31 protein-coding genes are annotated in these 17927 nt (G+C 66.8%); all 31 read right to left on the bottom strand.

Annotated elements, in window-relative coordinates:
• Position 1: 1 nt before the first annotated feature.
• Positions 2 to 973 (bottom strand): ABC transporter permease, encoded by a 972-nt coding sequence (locus F0Q34_RS18700; RefSeq protein ID WP_149813776.1) that lies wholly within the window; start codon positions 971 to 973, stop codon positions 2 to 4.
• Positions 974 to 977: 4 nt separating this feature from the next.
• The gene (locus F0Q34_RS18695) at positions 978 to 2570 is read right to left on the bottom strand and encodes an ABC transporter substrate-binding protein (protein ID WP_149813775.1); all 1593 of its coding nucleotides are present in this window, start codon (positions 2568 to 2570) and stop codon (positions 978 to 980) included.
• Positions 2571 to 2773: 203 nt separating this feature from the next.
• Complete coding sequence (locus F0Q34_RS18690) at positions 2774 to 3601, bottom strand: NAD kinase (protein ID WP_149813774.1); 828 nt, start codon at positions 3599 to 3601, stop codon at positions 2774 to 2776.
• Between the two features lie 169 nt (positions 3602 to 3770).
• Positions 3771 to 4202, bottom strand: coding sequence for a 50S ribosomal protein L17 (gene rplQ / locus F0Q34_RS18685; RefSeq protein ID WP_149813773.1), 432 nt, complete (start codon positions 4200 to 4202; stop codon positions 3771 to 3773).
• A 27-nt stretch (positions 4203 to 4229) separates the two neighbouring features.
• Positions 4230 to 5249 carry a DNA-directed RNA polymerase subunit alpha gene (locus tag F0Q34_RS18680; RefSeq protein WP_149813808.1) on the bottom strand — a complete coding sequence of 340 codons (1020 nt, stop codon included), beginning with the start codon at positions 5247 to 5249 and terminating at the stop codon, positions 4230 to 4232.
• A 22-nt stretch (positions 5250 to 5271) separates the two neighbouring features.
• A complete protein-coding gene (gene rpsK / locus F0Q34_RS18675; RefSeq protein WP_040613074.1) occupies positions 5272 to 5664 on the bottom strand; it encodes a 30S ribosomal protein S11 in 393 nt (130 codons plus the stop codon).
• Position 5665: 1 nt separating this feature from the next.
• Complete coding sequence (gene rpsM / locus F0Q34_RS18670) at positions 5666 to 6043, bottom strand: 30S ribosomal protein S13 (protein ID WP_149813772.1); 378 nt, start codon at positions 6041 to 6043, stop codon at positions 5666 to 5668.
• A gap of 222 nt (positions 6044 to 6265) precedes the next feature.
• On the bottom strand, positions 6266 to 6913 hold the full coding sequence (locus F0Q34_RS18665) for an adenylate kinase (protein ID WP_149813770.1): 648 nt from the start codon (positions 6911 to 6913) through the stop codon (positions 6266 to 6268).
• 43 nt (positions 6914 to 6956) lie between these two features.
• A complete protein-coding gene (secY, locus tag F0Q34_RS18660) occupies positions 6957 to 8315 on the bottom strand; it encodes a preprotein translocase subunit SecY (RefSeq protein WP_149813769.1) in 1359 nt (452 codons plus the stop codon).
• Between the two features lie 106 nt (positions 8316 to 8421).
• On the bottom strand, positions 8422 to 8913 hold the full coding sequence (rplO, locus tag F0Q34_RS18655) for a 50S ribosomal protein L15 (protein WP_149813768.1): 492 nt from the start codon (positions 8911 to 8913) through the stop codon (positions 8422 to 8424).
• 1 nt (position 8914) lies between these two features.
• Positions 8915 to 9115 carry a 50S ribosomal protein L30 gene (rpmD, locus tag F0Q34_RS18650; RefSeq protein ID WP_174242076.1) on the bottom strand — a complete coding sequence of 67 codons (201 nt, stop codon included), beginning with the start codon at positions 9113 to 9115 and terminating at the stop codon, positions 8915 to 8917.
• Positions 9108 to 9719: a 30S ribosomal protein S5 gene (rpsE, locus tag F0Q34_RS18645; protein WP_149813765.1), complete on the bottom strand. Its 612-nt coding sequence runs from the start codon at positions 9717 to 9719 to the stop codon at positions 9108 to 9110. Before rpsE ends, rpmD begins: the two co-directional genes overlap by 8 nt.
• A gap of 12 nt (positions 9720 to 9731) precedes the next feature.
• Positions 9732 to 10094, bottom strand: coding sequence for a 50S ribosomal protein L18 (gene rplR, locus F0Q34_RS18640; RefSeq protein ID WP_149813764.1), 363 nt, complete (start codon positions 10092 to 10094; stop codon positions 9732 to 9734).
• A 1-nt stretch (position 10095) separates the two neighbouring features.
• Complete coding sequence (gene rplF / locus F0Q34_RS18635) at positions 10096 to 10632, bottom strand: 50S ribosomal protein L6 (RefSeq protein ID WP_149813763.1); 537 nt, start codon at positions 10630 to 10632, stop codon at positions 10096 to 10098.
• A gap of 13 nt (positions 10633 to 10645) precedes the next feature.
• Positions 10646 to 11044 carry a 30S ribosomal protein S8 gene (gene rpsH / locus F0Q34_RS18630; RefSeq protein WP_149813762.1) on the bottom strand — a complete coding sequence of 133 codons (399 nt, stop codon included), beginning with the start codon at positions 11042 to 11044 and terminating at the stop codon, positions 10646 to 10648.
• A gap of 9 nt (positions 11045 to 11053) precedes the next feature.
• Positions 11054 to 11359 (bottom strand): 30S ribosomal protein S14, encoded by a 306-nt coding sequence (rpsN, locus tag F0Q34_RS18625; RefSeq protein ID WP_149813761.1) that lies wholly within the window; start codon positions 11357 to 11359, stop codon positions 11054 to 11056.
• A gap of 66 nt (positions 11360 to 11425) precedes the next feature.
• Entirely contained in the window at positions 11426 to 11986 is a 561-nt protein-coding gene (rplE, locus tag F0Q34_RS18620) for a 50S ribosomal protein L5 (protein ID WP_149813760.1), read from the bottom strand.
• Positions 11983 to 12303 carry a 50S ribosomal protein L24 gene (gene rplX / locus F0Q34_RS18615; protein WP_149813759.1) on the bottom strand — a complete coding sequence of 107 codons (321 nt, stop codon included), beginning with the start codon at positions 12301 to 12303 and terminating at the stop codon, positions 11983 to 11985. Before rplX ends, rplE begins: the two co-directional genes overlap by 4 nt.
• A 2-nt stretch (positions 12304 to 12305) precedes the next feature.
• Positions 12306 to 12674: a 50S ribosomal protein L14 gene (rplN, locus tag F0Q34_RS18610; protein WP_109517958.1), complete on the bottom strand. Its 369-nt coding sequence runs from the start codon at positions 12672 to 12674 to the stop codon at positions 12306 to 12308.
• Between the two features lie 14 nt (positions 12675 to 12688).
• Positions 12689 to 12982 (bottom strand): 30S ribosomal protein S17, encoded by a 294-nt coding sequence (gene rpsQ / locus F0Q34_RS18605; protein ID WP_149813757.1) that lies wholly within the window; start codon positions 12980 to 12982, stop codon positions 12689 to 12691.
• A gap of 16 nt (positions 12983 to 12998) precedes the next feature.
• A complete protein-coding gene (gene rpmC / locus F0Q34_RS18600; protein WP_149813756.1) occupies positions 12999 to 13205 on the bottom strand; it encodes a 50S ribosomal protein L29 in 207 nt (68 codons plus the stop codon).
• 4 nt (positions 13206 to 13209) lie between these two features.
• On the bottom strand, positions 13210 to 13632 hold the full coding sequence (gene rplP, locus F0Q34_RS18595; RefSeq protein WP_149813755.1) for a 50S ribosomal protein L16: 423 nt from the start codon (positions 13630 to 13632) through the stop codon (positions 13210 to 13212).
• A 12-nt stretch (positions 13633 to 13644) separates the two neighbouring features.
• Positions 13645 to 14322 carry a 30S ribosomal protein S3 gene (gene rpsC, locus F0Q34_RS18590; protein WP_149813754.1) on the bottom strand — a complete coding sequence of 226 codons (678 nt, stop codon included), beginning with the start codon at positions 14320 to 14322 and terminating at the stop codon, positions 13645 to 13647.
• A 1-nt stretch (position 14323) separates the two neighbouring features.
• Complete coding sequence (rplV, locus tag F0Q34_RS18585) at positions 14324 to 14728, bottom strand: 50S ribosomal protein L22 (protein WP_149813753.1); 405 nt, start codon at positions 14726 to 14728, stop codon at positions 14324 to 14326.
• Between the two features lie 6 nt (positions 14729 to 14734).
• Positions 14735 to 15013, bottom strand: a complete 279-nt coding sequence (gene rpsS / locus F0Q34_RS18580) for a 30S ribosomal protein S19 (protein WP_149813752.1) — start codon at positions 15011 to 15013, stop codon at positions 14735 to 14737.
• A gap of 5 nt (positions 15014 to 15018) precedes the next feature.
• Positions 15019 to 15852 (bottom strand): 50S ribosomal protein L2, encoded by an 834-nt coding sequence (gene rplB / locus F0Q34_RS18575; protein ID WP_149813751.1) that lies wholly within the window; start codon positions 15850 to 15852, stop codon positions 15019 to 15021.
• 4 nt (positions 15853 to 15856) lie between these two features.
• On the bottom strand, positions 15857 to 16153 hold the full coding sequence (locus F0Q34_RS18570) for a 50S ribosomal protein L23 (RefSeq protein ID WP_456316252.1): 297 nt from the start codon (positions 16151 to 16153) through the stop codon (positions 15857 to 15859).
• A 26-nt stretch (positions 16154 to 16179) separates the two neighbouring features.
• Entirely contained in the window at positions 16180 to 16800 is a 621-nt protein-coding gene (gene rplD, locus F0Q34_RS18565; protein ID WP_149813749.1) for a 50S ribosomal protein L4, read from the bottom strand.
• Positions 16801 to 16810: 10 nt separating this feature from the next.
• Entirely contained in the window at positions 16811 to 17497 is a 687-nt protein-coding gene (rplC, locus tag F0Q34_RS18560; protein ID WP_149813748.1) for a 50S ribosomal protein L3, read from the bottom strand.
• Positions 17498 to 17516: 19 nt separating this feature from the next.
• Positions 17517 to 17825 (bottom strand): 30S ribosomal protein S10, encoded by a 309-nt coding sequence (gene rpsJ, locus F0Q34_RS18555; RefSeq protein ID WP_007004401.1) that lies wholly within the window; start codon positions 17823 to 17825, stop codon positions 17517 to 17519.
• Positions 17826 to 17857: 32 nt separating this feature from the next.
• On the bottom strand, positions 17858 to 17927 hold a 70-nt coding region (locus F0Q34_RS18550), incomplete at its 5' end, for an EF-Tu C-terminal domain-related protein (RefSeq protein ID WP_149813807.1).

Raw genomic sequence — 17927 nt, 5'->3', positions numbered from 1 at the left:
GTCACTTGTTCTCCAGCCGCACGCGCGGATCGAGCGCCGAATAGGCGAGGTCCACCAGCAGGTTGATGGTGATGAACATCAGCACGATCATCATCAGGTAGGCGACGATCACCGGGCGGTCGAGCACGTTGATGCTGTCGATGATCAGCTTGCCCATGCCCGGCCAGGCGAAGACGCTTTCCGTCACCACCGAGAAGGCGATGGTGGAGCCCAGCTCCAGCCCGACCACGGTGACCACCGGGATCATGATGTTCTTGAAGACGTGCACATAGGTCACGCGCGCCGGGCTCAGGCCCTTGGCGCGGGCGAATTTGACGTAATCCATCAGCATGGTCTCGCGCACGCCGGCGCGGGTCAGGCGGATCACCAGGCTGATCTTGAACAAGGCGAGGTTCAGCGCCGGCATGGCCAGGTGCCGCAGCCCGTCCCAGGTCAGGAAGGACCAGTGCAGGCCCAGCACCTCCACCGTCGGGCCGCGCCCGGTGGAAGGCAGCCAGCCCAGCTGCACCGCGAACACCATGATCAGCATCAGCCCGACCCAGAAGGTCGGCAGGGAGAAGCCGAGGATCGAGCCGGCCATGATGGCCGAGGACACCGGCGATTTCGGCTTCAGCCCGGCATACAGGCCGAGCGGCAGGCCGATGATCAGCGCCAGGAAGGTGGCGCCCAGCGCCAGCTCCAGCGTGGCCGGCATGCGCTGCAGGATCAGCTGCAGCGCCGGCTCGTTGAACACGAAGGAACGGCCGAGGTCGCCGCGCAGCGCATTGCCTAGGAAGGACAGGTATTGCTGCCACAGCGGCAGGTCGAGCCCGAGGGCCTTGATCGCCCGCTCCCGCTCCATCTGGTCGGCGTCGGGCGAGATCAGGATCTCGACAGGATCGCCGATGGCGAAGACGCCGACAAAGACGATGACCGACATCGCCAGCATCACGAGCACCGACTGCAGCAGCCGGCGGAGAAGATAAACGCTCATCGGCTCAGCGGGCCGCCTCGGCCGGGCGCACATCCTGCGCCCGGGTCAGCTCGTCGGCGCGGGATTCATGCCGCAGGTTCGGACGCATCGCCCACAGGTTCTTCTGGATATGGATCGGGATGATGGCGACATCCTCCATGGCGATGCGGGTGGCTTCCTGCAGCAGCGCCTCCCGCTTGGGGTCGTCCAGCTCGGCGAGCGCCGCTTCCAGCTTGGCGTCCAGCTCCGGGTTGGAGTAGCGGCCGCGGTTGGAAGTGCCGAAGCCCTTGTCGCGGTTATAGCCGGCGACCAGGGAGCGCAGCGGGTTGGAAGCCTCGCCGGAGGAGCTGCCCCAGCCCACCAGGAAGGCGCTCAGCTCCTGCCGGCCGGCGCGGGACACGAAGGTGGTCCAGGGCTGCGCGTCCACGGTGGTGCGCACGCCGAGGCGGGTCCACATCTGGCCGATCGCCTGCACGATGCGGCCGTCATTCATGTAGCGGTCATTGGGGCCGCTCAGGGTGATGCGGAAGCCATCCGGATAGCCGGCCTCGGCCAGCAGCTTCTTGGCGCCTTCCGGATCGGCCTTCGGTGCCTCCAGGCCCGGCACATGGCCGAAGGCGCCTTCGGGCAGGAACTGGCCGGCGGGCATGGCGGCGCCTTCCATCACGCGGGTGGCGATGGCCTGCCGGTCGATCGCCATGGACAGCGCCTTGCGCACCCGAAGGTCGAGCAGCGGGTTCTTGTTCAGCGGCTTGCCGTCATGGCCCGTGATCTGGGGCGAGCCTTCGGGATGCAGGTGGTCGAGCGCCAGGAAGATGATGCGCAGCCCGTCCTTCTCCGCGATCTTCACCCGCTGGTCGCGCTTCAGCGTGCTGAGGTCGCTGGTAGGCACCTGGTCGATGAAGTCCACGTCGCCAGCCAGGACGCCGGCGGTGCGGGCGGAGTCATTCACCACCACGCGGTAGTCGACGGCCTTCCAATGGGGCTTCTGGCCCCAGTATTCCTCGTTCCGCTCCAGCCGCAGCCGCTCGCCCGAGCGGAAGTCGACATAGCGGAACGGCCCGGTGCCGATGGCCACCTTGCCGGAGTTGAAGTCGTCGGTGGACGCCTTGTCATGCGTCTCGCGGTCCAGCATCGCCACCTGCGACAGGTCGTTCGGCAGCACCGGGTAGGGGGAGCGGGTGTGGAAGCGCACCGTCACCGGGTCCACCACCTCCACGCGCTCGATGGCGCGGGTGTAGATGGCGTAGGAGGACGGGCTGTTCGGCACCGCCGGCACGCGGTCAATGGTGAAGGCCACGTCCTCCGCGGTGAAGGGGTTGCCGTTGTGGAAGCGCACATTGGGGCGCAGCTTGAATTCCCACACGGTGGGCGCGACGGGCTTCCAGGATTCCGCCAAGCCAGGCTCCATCTGGGCGTCGGCGTCGAACTGGACCAGCGTGTCGAAGATCATCGTCGCCACGGCGAAATTGGGCGACAGCGCGTGGTAATGCGGGTCGAGCGACGTGATCTGGGCGCCGACCGCCATGGTGAGGTTCTGCGATTGGGCCGGGCTCAGGGCTCCCGTGGCCAACGCCGAAACGGCGGCCAGCACGGCCGCCTTGATACCGATTTTCATGATCCCTGCCCCCGGACATCTAGTCGTAGCGGCGGCCACGTTAACAGACCGGCGGGGGGCCTGCTAGCGCGCGACAAACCCCGAGGCCCCCGGAAAGGCCTGATGGGCACAGGCTTTCGCTCGAAAACGTCAATTTCATGACAGGCACCGGATGGGAGGGTGGCCGCGGCGGCTTCCCCGCCCCCCCGCCCTCCCCTGGCGGCTCAGACGGTGAACTGCTCGGCGATGATCCGCTCCGACAGGCCATGATCGGGGTCGAACAGCAGGGTCAGGCGCACGCTGCGGTCTTCCCGCACCTCCACCGAGCGGACATCGCGCACCTCCACGTAATCCGCCACGGCGGCGACGGGGCGCTTGGCCGGCTCCAGCACCTGGAAGGTGACACTGGCCTCGGAAGGCAGCAGCGCGCCGCGCCAGCGCCGCGGCCGGAAGGCGGAGATCGGGGTCATCGGCAGCAGGTTGGCGCCCAGCGGCACGATGGGGCCATGCGCCGACAGGTTGTAGGCGGTGCTGCCGGCGGGGGTGGAGATCAGGATGCCGTCGCAGATCAGCTCCGACAGGCGTTCCTTGCCATCCACCAGGATGCGGATCTTGGCCGCCTGGCGGGTTTCCCGCAGCAGGTTCACGTCATTGATGGCCAGCGCCTCCCGCAGCGTGCCATCGGCGCCCAGCGCCCGCATGCGCAGCGGGTGCAGCACCGCGGCCTGCGCCACGGCCAGCCGCGCCAGCAGGTCATCCTCGTGGAAGTCGTTCATCAGGAAGCCGACGCTGCCGCAATTCATGCCATAGACCGGCAGGTTGCGGCCGAGGAAGCGGTGCTGGACCTCCAGCATGAAGCCATCCCCGCCAAGGGCCACGACCACGGCCGCATCCTCGGGCGCCGCATCCCCGAACAGGGCGATGAAGCGGGCGCGGGCGTTCTCCGCCACGTCGGTGGGCGCGGCCAGAAAGGCGATGCGGCCATGCAGATCGGCCGGAAGCTCCGGCGTGTCCCCGAAGCCGGCGGATTGCCCGAGCAGGGCGGCGGTCATGGCCGGCGCTGCGGCAGGGTCATGGGAATGGTCATGGGGATGGGCCTTTCATCCACGGGCGCCCATCAAGCCGCGCGGCGGCGGCCGCCGCAAGGGGCCACGCATGCGAAAGGGGCGGATGGTTCCCCACCCGCCCCTTCCAGGCAATCCCGCCAGACGCGGAAGCGGCTCAGGCCGCGTCCTGCTGGCCTTCGGTCTCGACCGGCTCGGGCTTCGGGCCGGAATCCAGGCCCTTGGCGGAAACGTCGCGCTCCACCAGCTCGATCACCGCCATGTCGGCGGCGTCGCCATAGCGGATGCCCGCCTTCAGGACGCGGGTGTAGCCACCCTGGCGCGCCTTGTAGCGCTCCGCGATGGTGGTGAAGAGCTTGTCCACCACCTTCGGGTCCATGATCTGGGCATAAGCCTGACGGCGGGCATGCAGGTCACCGCGCTTGCCCAGGGTGATGATGCGCTCCACATAGGGGCGCAGTTCCTTCGCCTTGGGCAGGGTCGTGGTGATCTGCTCGTGCTTGAGCAGGCTGGTCGCCATATTGCGGAGCATCGCAATACGGTGGGTGGAGGTGACGCCGAGCTTCCGGCCGGCAACCCCGTGACGCATGGGTCTATTCCTTCAGGTGGCCGAAAATCAGAACGGCTCTTCGATCTTCTTCGCGAGGTCCTCGATGTTCTCCGGCGGCCAGCCGGGCACGGTCATGCCCAGGCTCAGCCCCATGGAGGCGAGGACTTCCTTGATCTCATTCAGCGACTTGCGGCCGAAGTTCGGAGTGCGGAGCATCTCCTGCTCCGTCTTCTGCACCAAGTCGCCGATATAGACGATGTTGTCGTTCTTCAGGCAGTTCGCGCTGCGGACCGACAGTTCCAGCTCGTCCACCTTGCGCAGCAGGTTGCGGTTGAAGGGCAGGTCGTCCTGCACTTCCTCCACCACGCGCTGGCGCGGCTCATCGAAGTTGATGAACAGCTGGAGCTGGTCCTGCAGGATGCGGGCGGCGAGCGCCACGGCATCGTCCGGCGCCACCGTGCCATCCGTTTCCACCGTCAGCACCAGCTTGTCGTAGTCGGTGCGCTGGCCGACGCGGGTCGGCTGCACCTGGTACGCCACGCGGCGGACAGGGGAATAGATGGCATCCACCGGGATCAGCCCGATCGGGGCGTCTTCCGGGCGGTTCTCGGAAGCGGGAACATAGCCCTTGCCGGTGTCGACGGTCAGCTCCATCGACAGCTTGGCGCCGTCGTCGAGCGTGCAGATGACCAGTTCCGGATTGGCGATCTCGATGTCGCCGGTGGTCTGGATCTGCCCCGCCGTCACCTCGCCCGGGCCGGAGGCGGTGAGCTGCAGGCGCTTGGCGCCCTCGCCCTGCATCCGGATGGCCAGGCGCTTGATGTTCAGGACGATGTCGGTGACGTCCTCGCGGACGCCTTGCAGGCTGCTGAACTCATGCAGCGCGCCGTCGATGCGGATCGCCGTAACCGCGGCTCCCTGCAGGGACGACAGCAGCACGCGACGCAGGGCATTGCCCAGCGTCATGCCGAAGCCGCGCTCGAGCGGCTCCGCCACCACCGTCGCGATGCGCGAAGGGTCGGCCCCGGGCTCGACATCGAGCTTTTCGGGACGGATCAGGGAACGCCAGTTGCGCTCGAGCACTATGGTTTTCTCCTGCAGCCTCGCCTCAGACCCGACGCCGCTTGCGCGGACGGCAGCCATTGTGCGGGATGGGGGTCACGTCCTTGATGGCCGTGACGTAGAAGCCAACGGCCTGCAGGGCGCGCAGGGCGGACTCGCGACCCGAGCCAGGGCCCGAGACCATGATCTCCAGCGTCTCCATGCCGTGCTCGCGCGCCTTGCGGCCGGCGTCTTCCGCGGCGACCTGGGCGGCGTACGGGGTCGACTTGCGGCTGCCCTTGAAACCCTGGCTGCCGGCCGAGGACCACGCGATGGCGTTGCCCTGGCTGTCGGTGATGGTGACGATGGTGTTGTTGAAGGAGGCGAGGACGTGGGCCACGCCGGACGCAATATTCTTGCGTTCCTTCTTGCGGGGGCGACCGCTGGGCTGACGGGCCATCTTACTTCGTCACCTTCTTCTTGCCGGCAATCGCCACGGCCTTGCCCTTGCGGGTGCGGGCATTGGTGTGGGTGCGCTGGCCGCGAACGGGCAGGCCGCGGCGGTGACGCAGGCCGCGATAGCAGGCCATGTCCATCAGGCGCTTGATGTTCATCGCGTTCTCGCGACGCAGATCGCCCTCAACCCGGTACTCGCGATCGATCAGCTCGCGGATCTTGACGATCTCGTCATCCGTCAGCTGGTTCACGCGGCGATCATCGGGGATGCCGAGCTGGTCGCAGATCACCTTCGCATTCGCCGGACCGATGCCGTAGATGTAGCGGAGGGAAATGAGAACGCGCTTGTTGGTGGGAATGTTCACGCCTGCAATGCGTGCCATTGATTGCCTGCTCCTGAGGTCCTGGGGACCCCCGTTCGTACCGGCCTGAACCGGCGAAGAGGTGATCGTCATGCCCGGACGGTATTGATCCAGACACAACCAAATTCGCGGCCGGGGAGGACCCCGTCCGAGAGAGGCGCGGGTTTAACGAGTCAAGGCCCGATGAGTCAAGGGCGGGATCCGCATCCCGCCCCTGGGCCTTCCGGCTCGGCCCATCCTGGCTCAGGCCTGGAGAATGGCCTCGATCTGCCGGCCGACCTCGTCCATGGAGGCCATGCCGTCCACCTGGCTCAGCTTGCCCTGCGCCTTGTAGTAGGGCAGCAGCGGCGCGGTCTGGCGGTGATAGGCTTCCAGACGCGCGGCCACGGTTTCCGCCTTGTCGTCGGCGCGGCGGACGAATTCGGTGCCGCCACAGGAGTCGCAGACCCCCGGCCTGGAGGTCGGCTTGAAGCTGTCGTGGTAGCCCGTTCCGCATTGCGCGCAGGTGAAGCGGCCTGCGATCCGCTCCACCAGCGCCGCGTCATCCACCTTCAGCTCGATCACGTGGTCCAGCTGCAGGCCCTTGTCCCGCAGCATGACGTCCAGCGCCTCGGCTTGCGGCGTGGTGCGCGGGAAGCCGTCCAGGATGAAGCCCCGGGCGCAGTCGGGCTGCGACACCCGGCTGGCCAGCATGGCGGTGATGATGGCGTCCGGCACCAGAGCGCCGCTTTCCATGATCGCCTTGGCCTGCCGGCCGATCTCGCTGCCGCTCTTGACCTCGGCGCGCAGCATGTCCCCGGTGGAGATCTGCGCGATGCCGTGGCGCTCCTCCAGCCTTTTGGCCTGGGTGCCCTTCCCGGCCCCCGGAGGCCCCAGCAGAATCAGGTTCATCGCCTCTCCGTTCCCAGCTTCCATCCTGACATGGCCTGTTCCCTCACCGGATGCGGGGCGCGCCGCGGCCGCCCAGGCGGGCCTTGCGGATCAACCCTTCATACTGGTGGGCGAACAGATGCGACTGCACCTGGGCCACCGTGTCCATGGTGACCGAAACAATGATCAGAAGGGAAGTGCCACCGAAATAGAACGGCACGCCATACTGGCTGATCAGGATCTCGGGCAGCAGGCAGACGACGCTCATATAGATGGCGCCGACGGCCGTCAGCCGGGTCAGCACGCGGTCCAGGTAGTCGGCGGTGGACTGGCCGGGGCGGATGCCGGGCACGAAGCCGCCATGCTTCTTCAGGTTGTCGGCCGTTTCCACGGGGTTGAACACCACCGCCGTGTAGAAGAAGGCGAAGAAGACGATCAGCGCCACATAAAGCGCCATGTAGAGCGGCTGGCCATGCGCCAGGGCAGCGGTGATCGAGGACAGCCACCCGTCGCTGGTCTGCACCCCGGAAAAGCCCGCGAAGGTGGCCGGCAGCAGCAGCAGGGAGGACGCGAAGATCGGCGGGATCACGCCGGCCGTGTTCAGCTTCAGCGGAAGATGGGTGTTCTCCCCCCCATACATCCGGTTGCCGACCTGGCGCTTCGGGTACTGGATCGGGATGCGGCGCTGCGCGCGCTCCATGAACACCACAAAGGCGATCACGGCGAGCGCGATCACCAGGAAGGCAATGATGAACACGGTGGACAGCGCACCGGTGCGGCCAAGCTCCAGCGTGGCGGCTAGGGCGGAGGGCACATTGGCCACGATGCCCGCGAAGATGATCAGGCTGATGCCGTTGCCGATGCCGCGGGCAGTGATCTGCTCGCCCAGCCACATCAGGAACATGGTGCCGCCCACCAGCGTGACCACGCAGGAAATGCGGAAGAACAGGCCCGCATCATACACCGCCGGGCCGAAGCTGCCCTGCATGCTCTCGAGCCCCACGGCGATGCCATAGGCCTGGAACGTGGCGATCAGCACGGTAAGGTAGCGCGTGTACTGATTGAGCTTCTTGCGGCCGGATTCGCCCTCCTTCTTGAGGGCTTCCAGCGTCGGCACGGCCGCCGACATGAGCTGGATGATGATGCTGGCCGAGATGTAGGGCATGATGTTCAGCGCGAACACCGTCATGCGCCCCAGGGCGCCGCCGGTGAACATGTCGAACATGCCCAGGATGCCGCTGCCGTGCTGGCGCAGGATTTCCGCCATCACATTGGCGTCCACCCCCGGCACCGGGATGTAGGTGCCGATGCGGTAGACGATCAGCGCGGCCAGCGTGAACCAGATGCGCTTCTTGAGCTCGGTGGCCTTGCTGAGCACACCGAGATTGAGGTTGGCCGCGAGCTGTTCGGCGGCGGACGCCATGATTTCGCCCCTTCAACATGACTGCGGCGCCAGGGGGCTATTCCCGCGGCGCCGCTGCCAGCCCAGTGATGACTGCCTAACCTCCCAAGGGTGGGAGGCGCAAGGCTTACGCCTCGGGCTTCTCTTCCTTGGCAGGCGCCAGGACGGTGACGCTGCCGCCCGCCGCCTCGACCGCCGCGATCGCCGCCGCGGAGGCGCCGGCCACGCTGATCTTCACCGCGCGCTTGATCTCGCCGCGCGCCAGCAGGCGCACGCCGGCGATCTTGGCGCCGGTGCGGACCAGGCCTGCCGCTTCCAGCGCCGCCTCGTCGATCGCTTGGTCCGCCGGAAGGCGGCCGGACTCGATCGCCGCGTCCAGCGTGCCGATGTTGATCGGCGCGTATTCCTTGCGGAACAGGTTGACGAAGCCCCGCTTCGGCAGCCGCCGGTAGATCGGGAGCTGACCGCCCTCGAACCCGTTCAGCGACACGCCGGTGCGCGCCTTCTGGCCCTTGACGCCGCGGCCGGAGGTCTTGCCCTTGCCCGACCCGATGCCACGGCCAACGCGCTTGAACTTCGGGCGGGCGCCCTCGTTATCGCGCAGCTCGTTGAGCTTCATCTTACTTCTCCGTGGTCTCGCCAACCTGGATCAGGTGGGCGACCTTGCGGATCATGCCACGCACGGCCGGAGTATCCTCCAGCTCGCGCGAACGGCGGATCTTGTTGAGGCCCAGGCCGATCAGCGTCTCGCGCTGACCGGGCTTGCGGCCGATGGGGGACGCGACCTGCGTCACCCGAACGGTCTTCTTGGTCTCAGACACTGGCGGCCTCCTGCACCGGCTCCGCATCCTTGCGGGAACCCAACAGGTCGGACACCTTCTTGCCACGGCGGGCGGCCACAGCGCGGGGGCTGGTGCAGCGCGCCAGGGCGGCGAAGGTCGCCTTGACCATGTTGTGCGGGTTGGTCGAGCCGGTGCACTTGGCGACGACGTCGCCCATGCCCACCGATTCGAACACCGCGCGCATCGGGCCACCGGCGATGATGCCGGTGCCGGCCGGGGCGGCCCGCAGGATCACGCGGCCGGCGCCGAATTCGCCGATCACATCGTGATGCAGGGTCCGACCCTCGCGCATCGGCACGCGGATCATCGTCTTCTTCGCCCGCTCGGTCGCCTTGCGGATCGCCTCGGGGACCTCGCGCGCCTTGCCGGCGCCCCAGCCCACGCGGCCCTTCTCGTCACCGACCACCACCAGGGCGGCGAAGGAGAAGCGACGGCCACCCTTCACCACCTTGGCGACGCGGTTGATGGTGACCAGCTTGTCCTTCAGCTCGTCGCCCGGCTCGCGCTCATTGTTGCGCTCGGGGCCACGGCCGCGGCCGCGGTCGCGATCGCCGCTGCCGCCGCTCCTCGGTTCACGTGCCATATTCTGTGCTCCTTAGAACGACAGCCCGCCCTCGCGGGCGCCGTCCGCCAGGGCTTTCACCCGGCCGTGATACAGGTAGGGCCCGCGGTCGAACACGACCTCGGTCACCCCGGCGGCAACGGCGCGCTCGGCCAGCAGCTTGCCGACGATGCTCGCCGCATCGCGGTCCGCACCCGTGCGGAGCGCGTCGCGCTGCGCCTTCTCCAGCGAGGACGCGGCAGCGAGCGTGCGCCCGGCCTTGTCGTCGATGACCTGGGCGTAGATGTGCTTGCCGGAGCGGAAGACCGAAAGACGGGGCCGACCACCGCTCTTGAGGCGCAGCTGGTAACGCAGACGCGCGCGCCGCCGCTCCTGCAGATTGAGCTTGTTCGCCATCTTACTTCTTCTTCCCCTCCTTCCGGAGGATGACCTCATCCGAGTACCGCACGCCCTTGCCCTTATAGGGCTCGGGGCCACGGAAGCCGCGGATCTCGGCAGCCACCTGACCGACCTTCTGCTTGTCGATCCCCTCGACCTTGATGGCCGTGGGACGCTCGCAGGTGATCTTGATGCCTTCCGGCATCGGGTAGCGGATCTCGTGGCTGTAACCGAGGTTCAGCACCAGATCCTTGCCCTGGACCGCGGCGCGGTAACCCGTGCCGGTGATCTCCATGGACTTGGAGAAGCCGGTGGACACGCCCGTCACCATGCCGTTGATCAGGCTGCGGGTGGTGCCCCACAGCGTGCGGCTGCGACGGTCGGAGCCGAGCGGCTTCACCGAAACCTGGCTGCCTTCGATGTCCACGGCCACCGCATCCGTCACCACCGGCAGGGTCAGCTCGCCGAGCTTGCCCTTGGCGGAAACGATGCCGTCCTTCATGGCGACAGTGACGCCCGCGGGAACCGTGACGGGATATTTGCCGACGCGCGACATGCTTATCCCTCCCTCAGAACACGCGGCAGAGGACTTCGCCGCCAACATTGGCGGCGCGGGCCTCGTTGTCGCTCATCACGCCGCGCGGCGTGGACAGAATGGAGATGCCGAGGCCGTTGTAGAACTTCGGCAGCTCCTTGATCTTGGAGTAAACGCGCCGGCCAGGCTTGGAGACACGCATGATCTCCTTGATGGCGGGCTCGCCCTCCGAATACTTCAGCTCGATATCGAGCATGCTCACGCCCGGGCGCACCTGCTCGGTGCGGTAGGCGCGGATGAAGCCTTCGCGCTTCAGGACTTCGAGCACATCGGCGCGAAGACGGCTGGCTGGCGAGGAGATGCGCGCCTTACGGGCTTGGTGCCCGTTGCGGATGCGCGTCAACATATCGCCCAGCGGATCGGACAGCGACATGCGGCCCCCTTACCAGCTCGCCTTAACAAGACCCGGGATCTGGCCATTCGAGGCCAAGTCACGGAGCATGTTACGGCTCAGCTTGAACTTACGGTAGTTGCCGCGCGGGCGGCCGGTCAGCTCGCAGCGCAGGCGCACCCGAACCCTGGAGGCGTTGCGCGGCATCTCAGCCAGCTTCAACGTCGCCTCGAAGCGCTCCTCGACCGGAAGCTCGCGATTCATGATCACGTCCTTCAGGGCGGCGCGCTTGCCGGAGTGCAGCTTCGAGAGGCGCTCGCGGCGCTTGTTCTTCTCGACAGCCGAGGTCTTGGCCATAGCGGTCTAATCCTCCGGAACCTGCCCGGTCCGCGCGAGTGGCGGCCGGGGCGGTTTTCCAAAAACTCAGTTGACGAAGGGGAAATCGAAAGCCTTCAGCAGAGCCTTGGCTTCCTTGTCCGTCTTCGCCGTCGTGACGAACACGATGTCCATCCCGCGAACCGCGTCCACCTTGTCATAGCTGATCTCGGGGAACACGATCTGCTCCTTCAGGCCCAGGGAATAGTTCCCACGGCCGTCGAAGCCCCTATTACCAGGGATTCCGCGGAAGTCACGCATGCGCGGCAGGGCGATGGTCACCAAACGGTCGAGGAACTCGAACATCCGGGCGCGGCGCAGGGTCACCTTGCAGCCGATGGCCTGGCCTTCGCGGATCTTGAAGCCGGCGATCGCCTTCTTCGCCAGCGTCTTCACCGGCTTCTGGCCGGCGATCAGCGTCAGGTCACCCAGCGCGGCGTCGAGCTTCTTGCTGTCGCCAGCCGCCTCGCCCACACCCATGTTGATGACGATCTTGGAAAGCTTCGGAACCTCCATCGGGTTCTCGTAGCCGAACTCCTCGACCAGCCGCTTGCGCACCGCCTCAGCGTAATGCTGCTGCAGGCGCGGCAGTTCCTTTGCCTCGCTCATGCGTCGATCACCTCGCCGGAGGCCTTCGCCACACGGACCTTCTTGCCGTCCTCAAGCACCTTGAAGCCGACGCGGGTCGGCTTGTCGGACTTCGGATCGATCAGCGCGATGTTGGAGAGGTCGATGGACGCCTCCTTCTCCACGATGCCGCCCTGCTCGCCCATGCCGCGCGCCTTGGTATGGCGCTTCACCATGTTCAGGCCCTGCACCAGGGCGCGGTTCTCGGCGGGCAGCACGCGCAGCACTTCGCCGCGCTTGCCCTTGTCCTTGCCCGTCAGGATCTGGACGCGGTCGCCCTTCTTGATCTTGGCAGCCATGGTTACAGAACCTCCGGCGCCAGGGAGATGATCTTCATGAACTTGCGCGCGCGCAGTTCACGGACCACCGGGCCAAAGATACGGGTGCCGATCGGCTCGTTCTGCTTGTTCAGCAGCACGGCGGCGTTGCGGTCGAAGCGGATGACCGTGCCGTCCTGACGGCGCACGGGATAAGCCGTGCGCACGATCACGGCGCGCTGCACGTCGCCCTTCTTCACCTTGCCGCGGGGGATCGCTTCCTTGACGGACACCACGATCACATCGCCCACCGAGGCCGTACGGCGCTTGGAGCCGCCCAGGACCTTGATGCACTGAACCCGGCGGGCGCCGGAATTGTCGGCGACCTCCAGGTTGGACTCAACGATAATCATCGGTCAGCCTACTTTCAGGCCTGCGCCGCAGCGGGGGCAGAGCCCACGGTGAAGCCCTGGGTCTCGACCGAGGCGCCATTGCGCTCGATCACCAGCCAGGTCTTCCGCTTGCTGATCGGGCGGCACTCCTCGATCGACACGACATCGCCTTCCTTGCACAGGTTGGCGTCGTCATGCGCGGCGTACTTCTTGGAGCGCCGGATGAACTTCTTGTAGAGCGGATGCATCACGCGACGCTCGACCAAGACCGTCACGGTCTTGTCCATCTTGTCGCTGACCACCCGCCCGGTGAGGACGCGCTTCGGCATAGCCGGGGTCTCCTCGTCAGGCCTTGGCGGCCGAGCGGGACTGCTCGGCCAGGACGGTCTTAACACGGGCGATGTCGCGGCGCACCACCTTGATGCGGGAAACCGCTTCAAGCTGGCCTGTCGCGCGCTGGAAGCGCAGGTTGAACTGCTCCTTGCGGAGGTCCAGCAGCATCGCCTTCAATTCATCCGGGGACTTTGTCCGGACATCCACGATCTTCGTCATCGCCTCAGGCCTCCGCCGCGCCCAGACGGGTCACGAGCTTGGTCTTGATCGGCAGCTTCGCCGCGCCGAGGCTCAGGGCCTCGCGCGCCGTCTCCACGGAGACGCCGTCGATCTCGAACATGATGCGGCCGGGCTTGACGCGGGCCGCCCAGTATTCCGGCGCGCCCTTGCCCGAGCCCATGCGGACTTCCGCGGGCTTGGTGGACACGGGAACATCCGGGAAGATGCGGATCCACACCCGGCCCTGACGCTTCATGGCACGGGTGATGGCGCGGCGCGCGGCCTCGATCTGCCGGGCGGTCACCCGCTCCGGCTCCAGCGCCTTCAGGCCAAAGCCGCCGAAGGACAGGGTGAACCCGCCCTTCGCCACGCCCTTGATCCGGCCCTTGTGCGCCTTACGGAACTTCGTGCGCTTCGGGGAAAGCATTGTCTGTTATCCTCAGCGCTGCGGCGCCTGCTCCGCCGCGCGCTTATCCTGCGCGAGCGGGTCATGCGCCATGATCTCGCCCTTGAAGATCCAGACCTTCACACCACAGGTGCCATAGGTGGTCTTCGCGGTCGCGGTGCCGTAATCGATGTCGGCGCGGAGCGTGTGCAGCGGCACGCGCCCTTCGCGGTACCACTCCATCCGGGCGATCTCGGCGCCGCCGAGGCGGCCGCCGCAATTGATCCGGATGCCGCCGGCGCCGAGGCGCATGGCGGACTGCACGGCGCGCTTCATCGCGCGGCGGAACGCCACGCGGCGCTCCAGCTGCTGCGCGATGCTCTCGGCCACCAGCTGCGCCTCGATCTCCGGCTTGCGGATCTCGACGATGTTCAGCGCCACCTCGGCCCCGGCCAGCTTGGCCAGGTCCTTGCGCAGCACCTCGATGTCGGCGCCCTTCTTGCCGATCACGACGCCCGGGCGGGCGGCATGGATCGTCACGCGGGGCTTCTTCGCCGGGCGCTCGATGACCACCTTGGAAACGCCGGCGCCCTTCAGGCGGGTCTTCAGCGTATTCCGCAGCTTCAGATCATCGTGCAGCAGCCGGGAATAATCGGCATCGGCGAACCAGCGGGAATCCCAGGTCCGGTTGATGCCGAGCCGCAGCCCGATCGGGTTGACTTTATGGCCCATGTTACGCGGCCTCCTGCTCTGCGGGCGCGGCTTCCGCCTGCTTTTCGGCAACCACGATGGAAAGGTGGCTGAACCACTTCTCCACCCGCGCCGCCTTGCCGCGGCCGCGCGCATGGAAGCGCTTCATCACCACGGCGCGGCCCACTTCCACCCGCGACACGACCAGCTGGTCGACGTCGAGCTGGTGGTTGTTCTCCGCATTGGCGATGGCGCTTTCCAGCGTCGCCTTGACCGTCTGCGCGATCCGGCGCTTCGAGAAGGTCAGGATCGCGACCGCGTCCTGCGCCTTCTTTCCGCGGATCAGGCCGGCGGCCAGGTTCAGCTTGTAGGGCGAGACCCGGATGTTGCGGGTCACGGCCTTCGCCTCGGTCTCGGCCAGGGCGCGAATGTGCTTCGGCTTGCTCATGATGCCTTAGCCCCGCTTCGCTTTCTTGTCCGAGGAGTGGCCGGTGAAGGTGCGGGTCGGCGAGAACTCGCCGAACTTGTGCCCCACCATGTTCTCACTCACCTGGACAGGAATGAACTTCTTGCCGTTGTAGACACCGAAGGTCAGCCCGACGAACTGCGGCAGGATGGTGCTCCGGCGCGACCAGATCTTGATGATCTCGTTGCGCGTGGAGTTCCTCGCCGCTTCCGCCTTGTTCAGCAGGTAGCCGTCGACGAACGGCCCCTTCCAGACACTGCGCGACATCGCGGTCAGCCCTTCGTCACGTTGCGGCGACGGACGATCAGCTTGTCCGTGCGCTTGTTGGTGCGGGTCTTGTAGCCCTTGGTCGGCTTGCCCCACGGGGTCACCGGATGGCGGCCACCGGAGGTGCGGCCTTCACCACCGCCATGCGGGTGGTCGACCGGGTTCATCACGACACCGCGCTGATGCGGCTTGCGGCCCAGCCAGCGCGAACGGCCGGCCTTGCCCAGATGCTGGTTCTGGTTGTCCGGGTTGGACACCGCGCCGATCGAGGCCATGCACTCGCCGCGCACCAGGCGCAGCTCGCCCGACTGCAGCTTGACCTGCGCGTAGCCGGCATCCTTGCCGACCAGCTGGGCATAGGTGCCAGCCGAACGGGCGATCTTGCCGCCGGCGCCGGGCTTCATCTCGATGTTGTAGATGATCGTGCCGACCGGGATCGAGCCAAGCGGCATCGCGTTGCCCGGCTTGATGTCGACGCGCTCACCCGCGACCACGCTGTCGCCCACCTTCAGGCGCTGCGGCGCGATGATGTAGGAAAGCTCCCCATCCTCGTACTTCAGCAGCGCCAGGAAGGCCGTGCGGTTCGGGTCGTATTCCAGCCGCTCGACCGTGGCCGGCACATCGAACTTGCGCCGCTTGAAGTCGACGATGCGGTAGGACTGCTTGTGCCCACCCCCACGGAACCGGACGGTGATCCGACCATGATTGTTGCGGCCGCCGGAGTGGCTTTTGCCCTCCGTCAGCTGCTTGACCGGCTTGCCCTTGTACAGCTCGGAACGATCGATGAGGATCGTGCCGCGCGCGCTCGGGGTGACCGGGTTAAAGTGCTTCAGCGCCATGGCGTTAAGCGAGCCCCGTCGTGAGATCGATGCTCTGGCCTTCGGCCAGGCGGACGATCGCCTTCTTCCAGTCGGAGCGCTGGCCCTCGCGGCCACGCACCCGCTTGGTCTTGCCCTTGGTCAGGATCGTGTTGACGGCGAGAACCTTCACGCCGAACAGACCCTCCACCGAGGCCTTGATCTCCGGCTTCGTGGCAGACAGCGGCACCTTGAAGGTGACCTGGTTCTGCTCGGCGAGGCCGGTGGCCTTCTCGGTGATGACCGGCGCGAGGATGGTCAGATACATCTTCTCGCGCGAGATCATGGGCTTCTTGGTCGCGGTCTCGCTCATGCCAGCCGCTCCTTCAGAGCCTCGATGCCCTGGCGGGTCACCGCCAGCACATCATGGTTCAGGATGTCGTACACGTTGGCGCCCAGCGTCGGCAGGACGTTCACATGCGGGAGGTTGCGCACCGCGCGGCCGAAGCCCTCCTCGACCGAGGCGTCGACGACCAGCGCGCTCTTCCAACCCAGCGCCTTGACCTTAGAGGCCAGGGCGGAGGTCTTCGGCGCGTCGCCGAGCGACACGGTGTCGAGCACGATCAGCTTGCCCTCGGCGGCCTTCTGGCTCAGCGCGCTGATCAGGCCCAGGCGGCGGACCTTCTTGTTCAGCGAGTAGCCATGGTCGCGCACGACGGGGCCGTGCACCACACCACCGGTGCGGTACTGCGGCGCACGCAGCGAGCCCTGACGGGCGTTGCCGGTGCCCTTCTGCCGGTACGGCTTCTTGGTCGTGCCCGAAACCTCGGCCATGCCCTTCACCTTGTGGGTGCCGGCACGGCGCTTGGCGAGCTGCCAGTGAACCACGCGCGCCATGATGTCGGCGCGGGGCGAGGCGGCGAACAGCACATCCGGGAGATCGATCTCGCCGGCCTGGCCGTTGTCCAGGGTGATGACAGGAACCTGCATGTCCTTACCCTCAGGCCACGGCCGCGGGGAACGGGGCATCGGCATGGCGCGCGCGCTTCACAGCGTCGCGAACCAGCACGTAGCCGCCCTTCGCACCGGGCACCGCGCCCTTGACCATCAGCAGACCCTTCTCGAGGTCGAAACCGGCGACCTCCAGGTTCTGCGTGGTCACGCGCTCAACACCCAGATGGCCAGCCATCTTCTTGTTCTTGAAAGTCTTGCCCGGATCCTGGCGGTTGCCGGTGGAGCCGTGCGAGCGGTGCGAGATCGACACGCCGTGCGTCGCCTCGAGGCCGGCGAAGTTCCAGCGCTTCATGGCGCCGGCAAATCCCTTGCCCTTCGAGGTGCCCGTCACGTCGACGATCTGCCCCTTCACGAAGTGGTCCGCCGAAAGCTTGGCGCCGGGCTCCAGCAGGGCGTCGGCCGCAACGCGGAACTCGACCACCTTCCTCGGAGCCTCGACACCCGCCTTGGCGAAATGTCCCTTGTTGGGCTTCGTGACGTTCTTCGGCTTCGCCAGGCCAATGCCCAGCTGAACCGCTGCGTAACCGTCCTTCTCTTCCGTGCGCTGCGCCACCACGCGCACCTGGTCCAGGTGCAGCACGGTGACGGGCACGGTCGAGCCGTCGTCATTGAACAAGCGGGTCATGCCCAGCTTCTTCGCGATCAGGCCGGTGCGACCATTCTTCGCGGCCATGGCGAGATACTCCCCGGCCTCAGAGCTTGATCTCGACGTCCACGCCGGCAGCCAGGTCGAGCTTCATCAGCGCGTCCACGGTCTGCGGAGTGGGGTCGACGATATCAAGCAAACGCCGGTGCGTCCGGATCTCGAACTGCTCACGGCTCTTCTTGTCGACGTGCGGCGAGCGGTTCACGGTGAAACGCTCGATCTCGGTCGGCAGGGGGATGGGCCCGCGCACGCGCGCGCCCGTCCGCTTCGCGGTGTTGACGATCTCCCGCGTGCTGCCATCCAGCACGCGGTGATCGAACGCCTTGAGGCGGATGCGGATGTTCTGGCTATCCATGACTGGCGCCTATCTCTTTCCCGCTGTCCGGCTTAAGCGGAGATGGAGGCGACGACGCCGGCGCCGACGGTGCGGCCGCCTTCGCGGATGGCGAAGCGCAGG

Origin of the sequence: Teichococcus oryzae, assembly GCF_008386565.1 — a bacterium.
GTDB lineage: Bacteria > Pseudomonadota > Alphaproteobacteria > Acetobacterales > Acetobacteraceae > Pseudoroseomonas > Pseudoroseomonas oryzae.
This window is presented reverse-complemented; position numbering and strand designations above follow the sequence as displayed.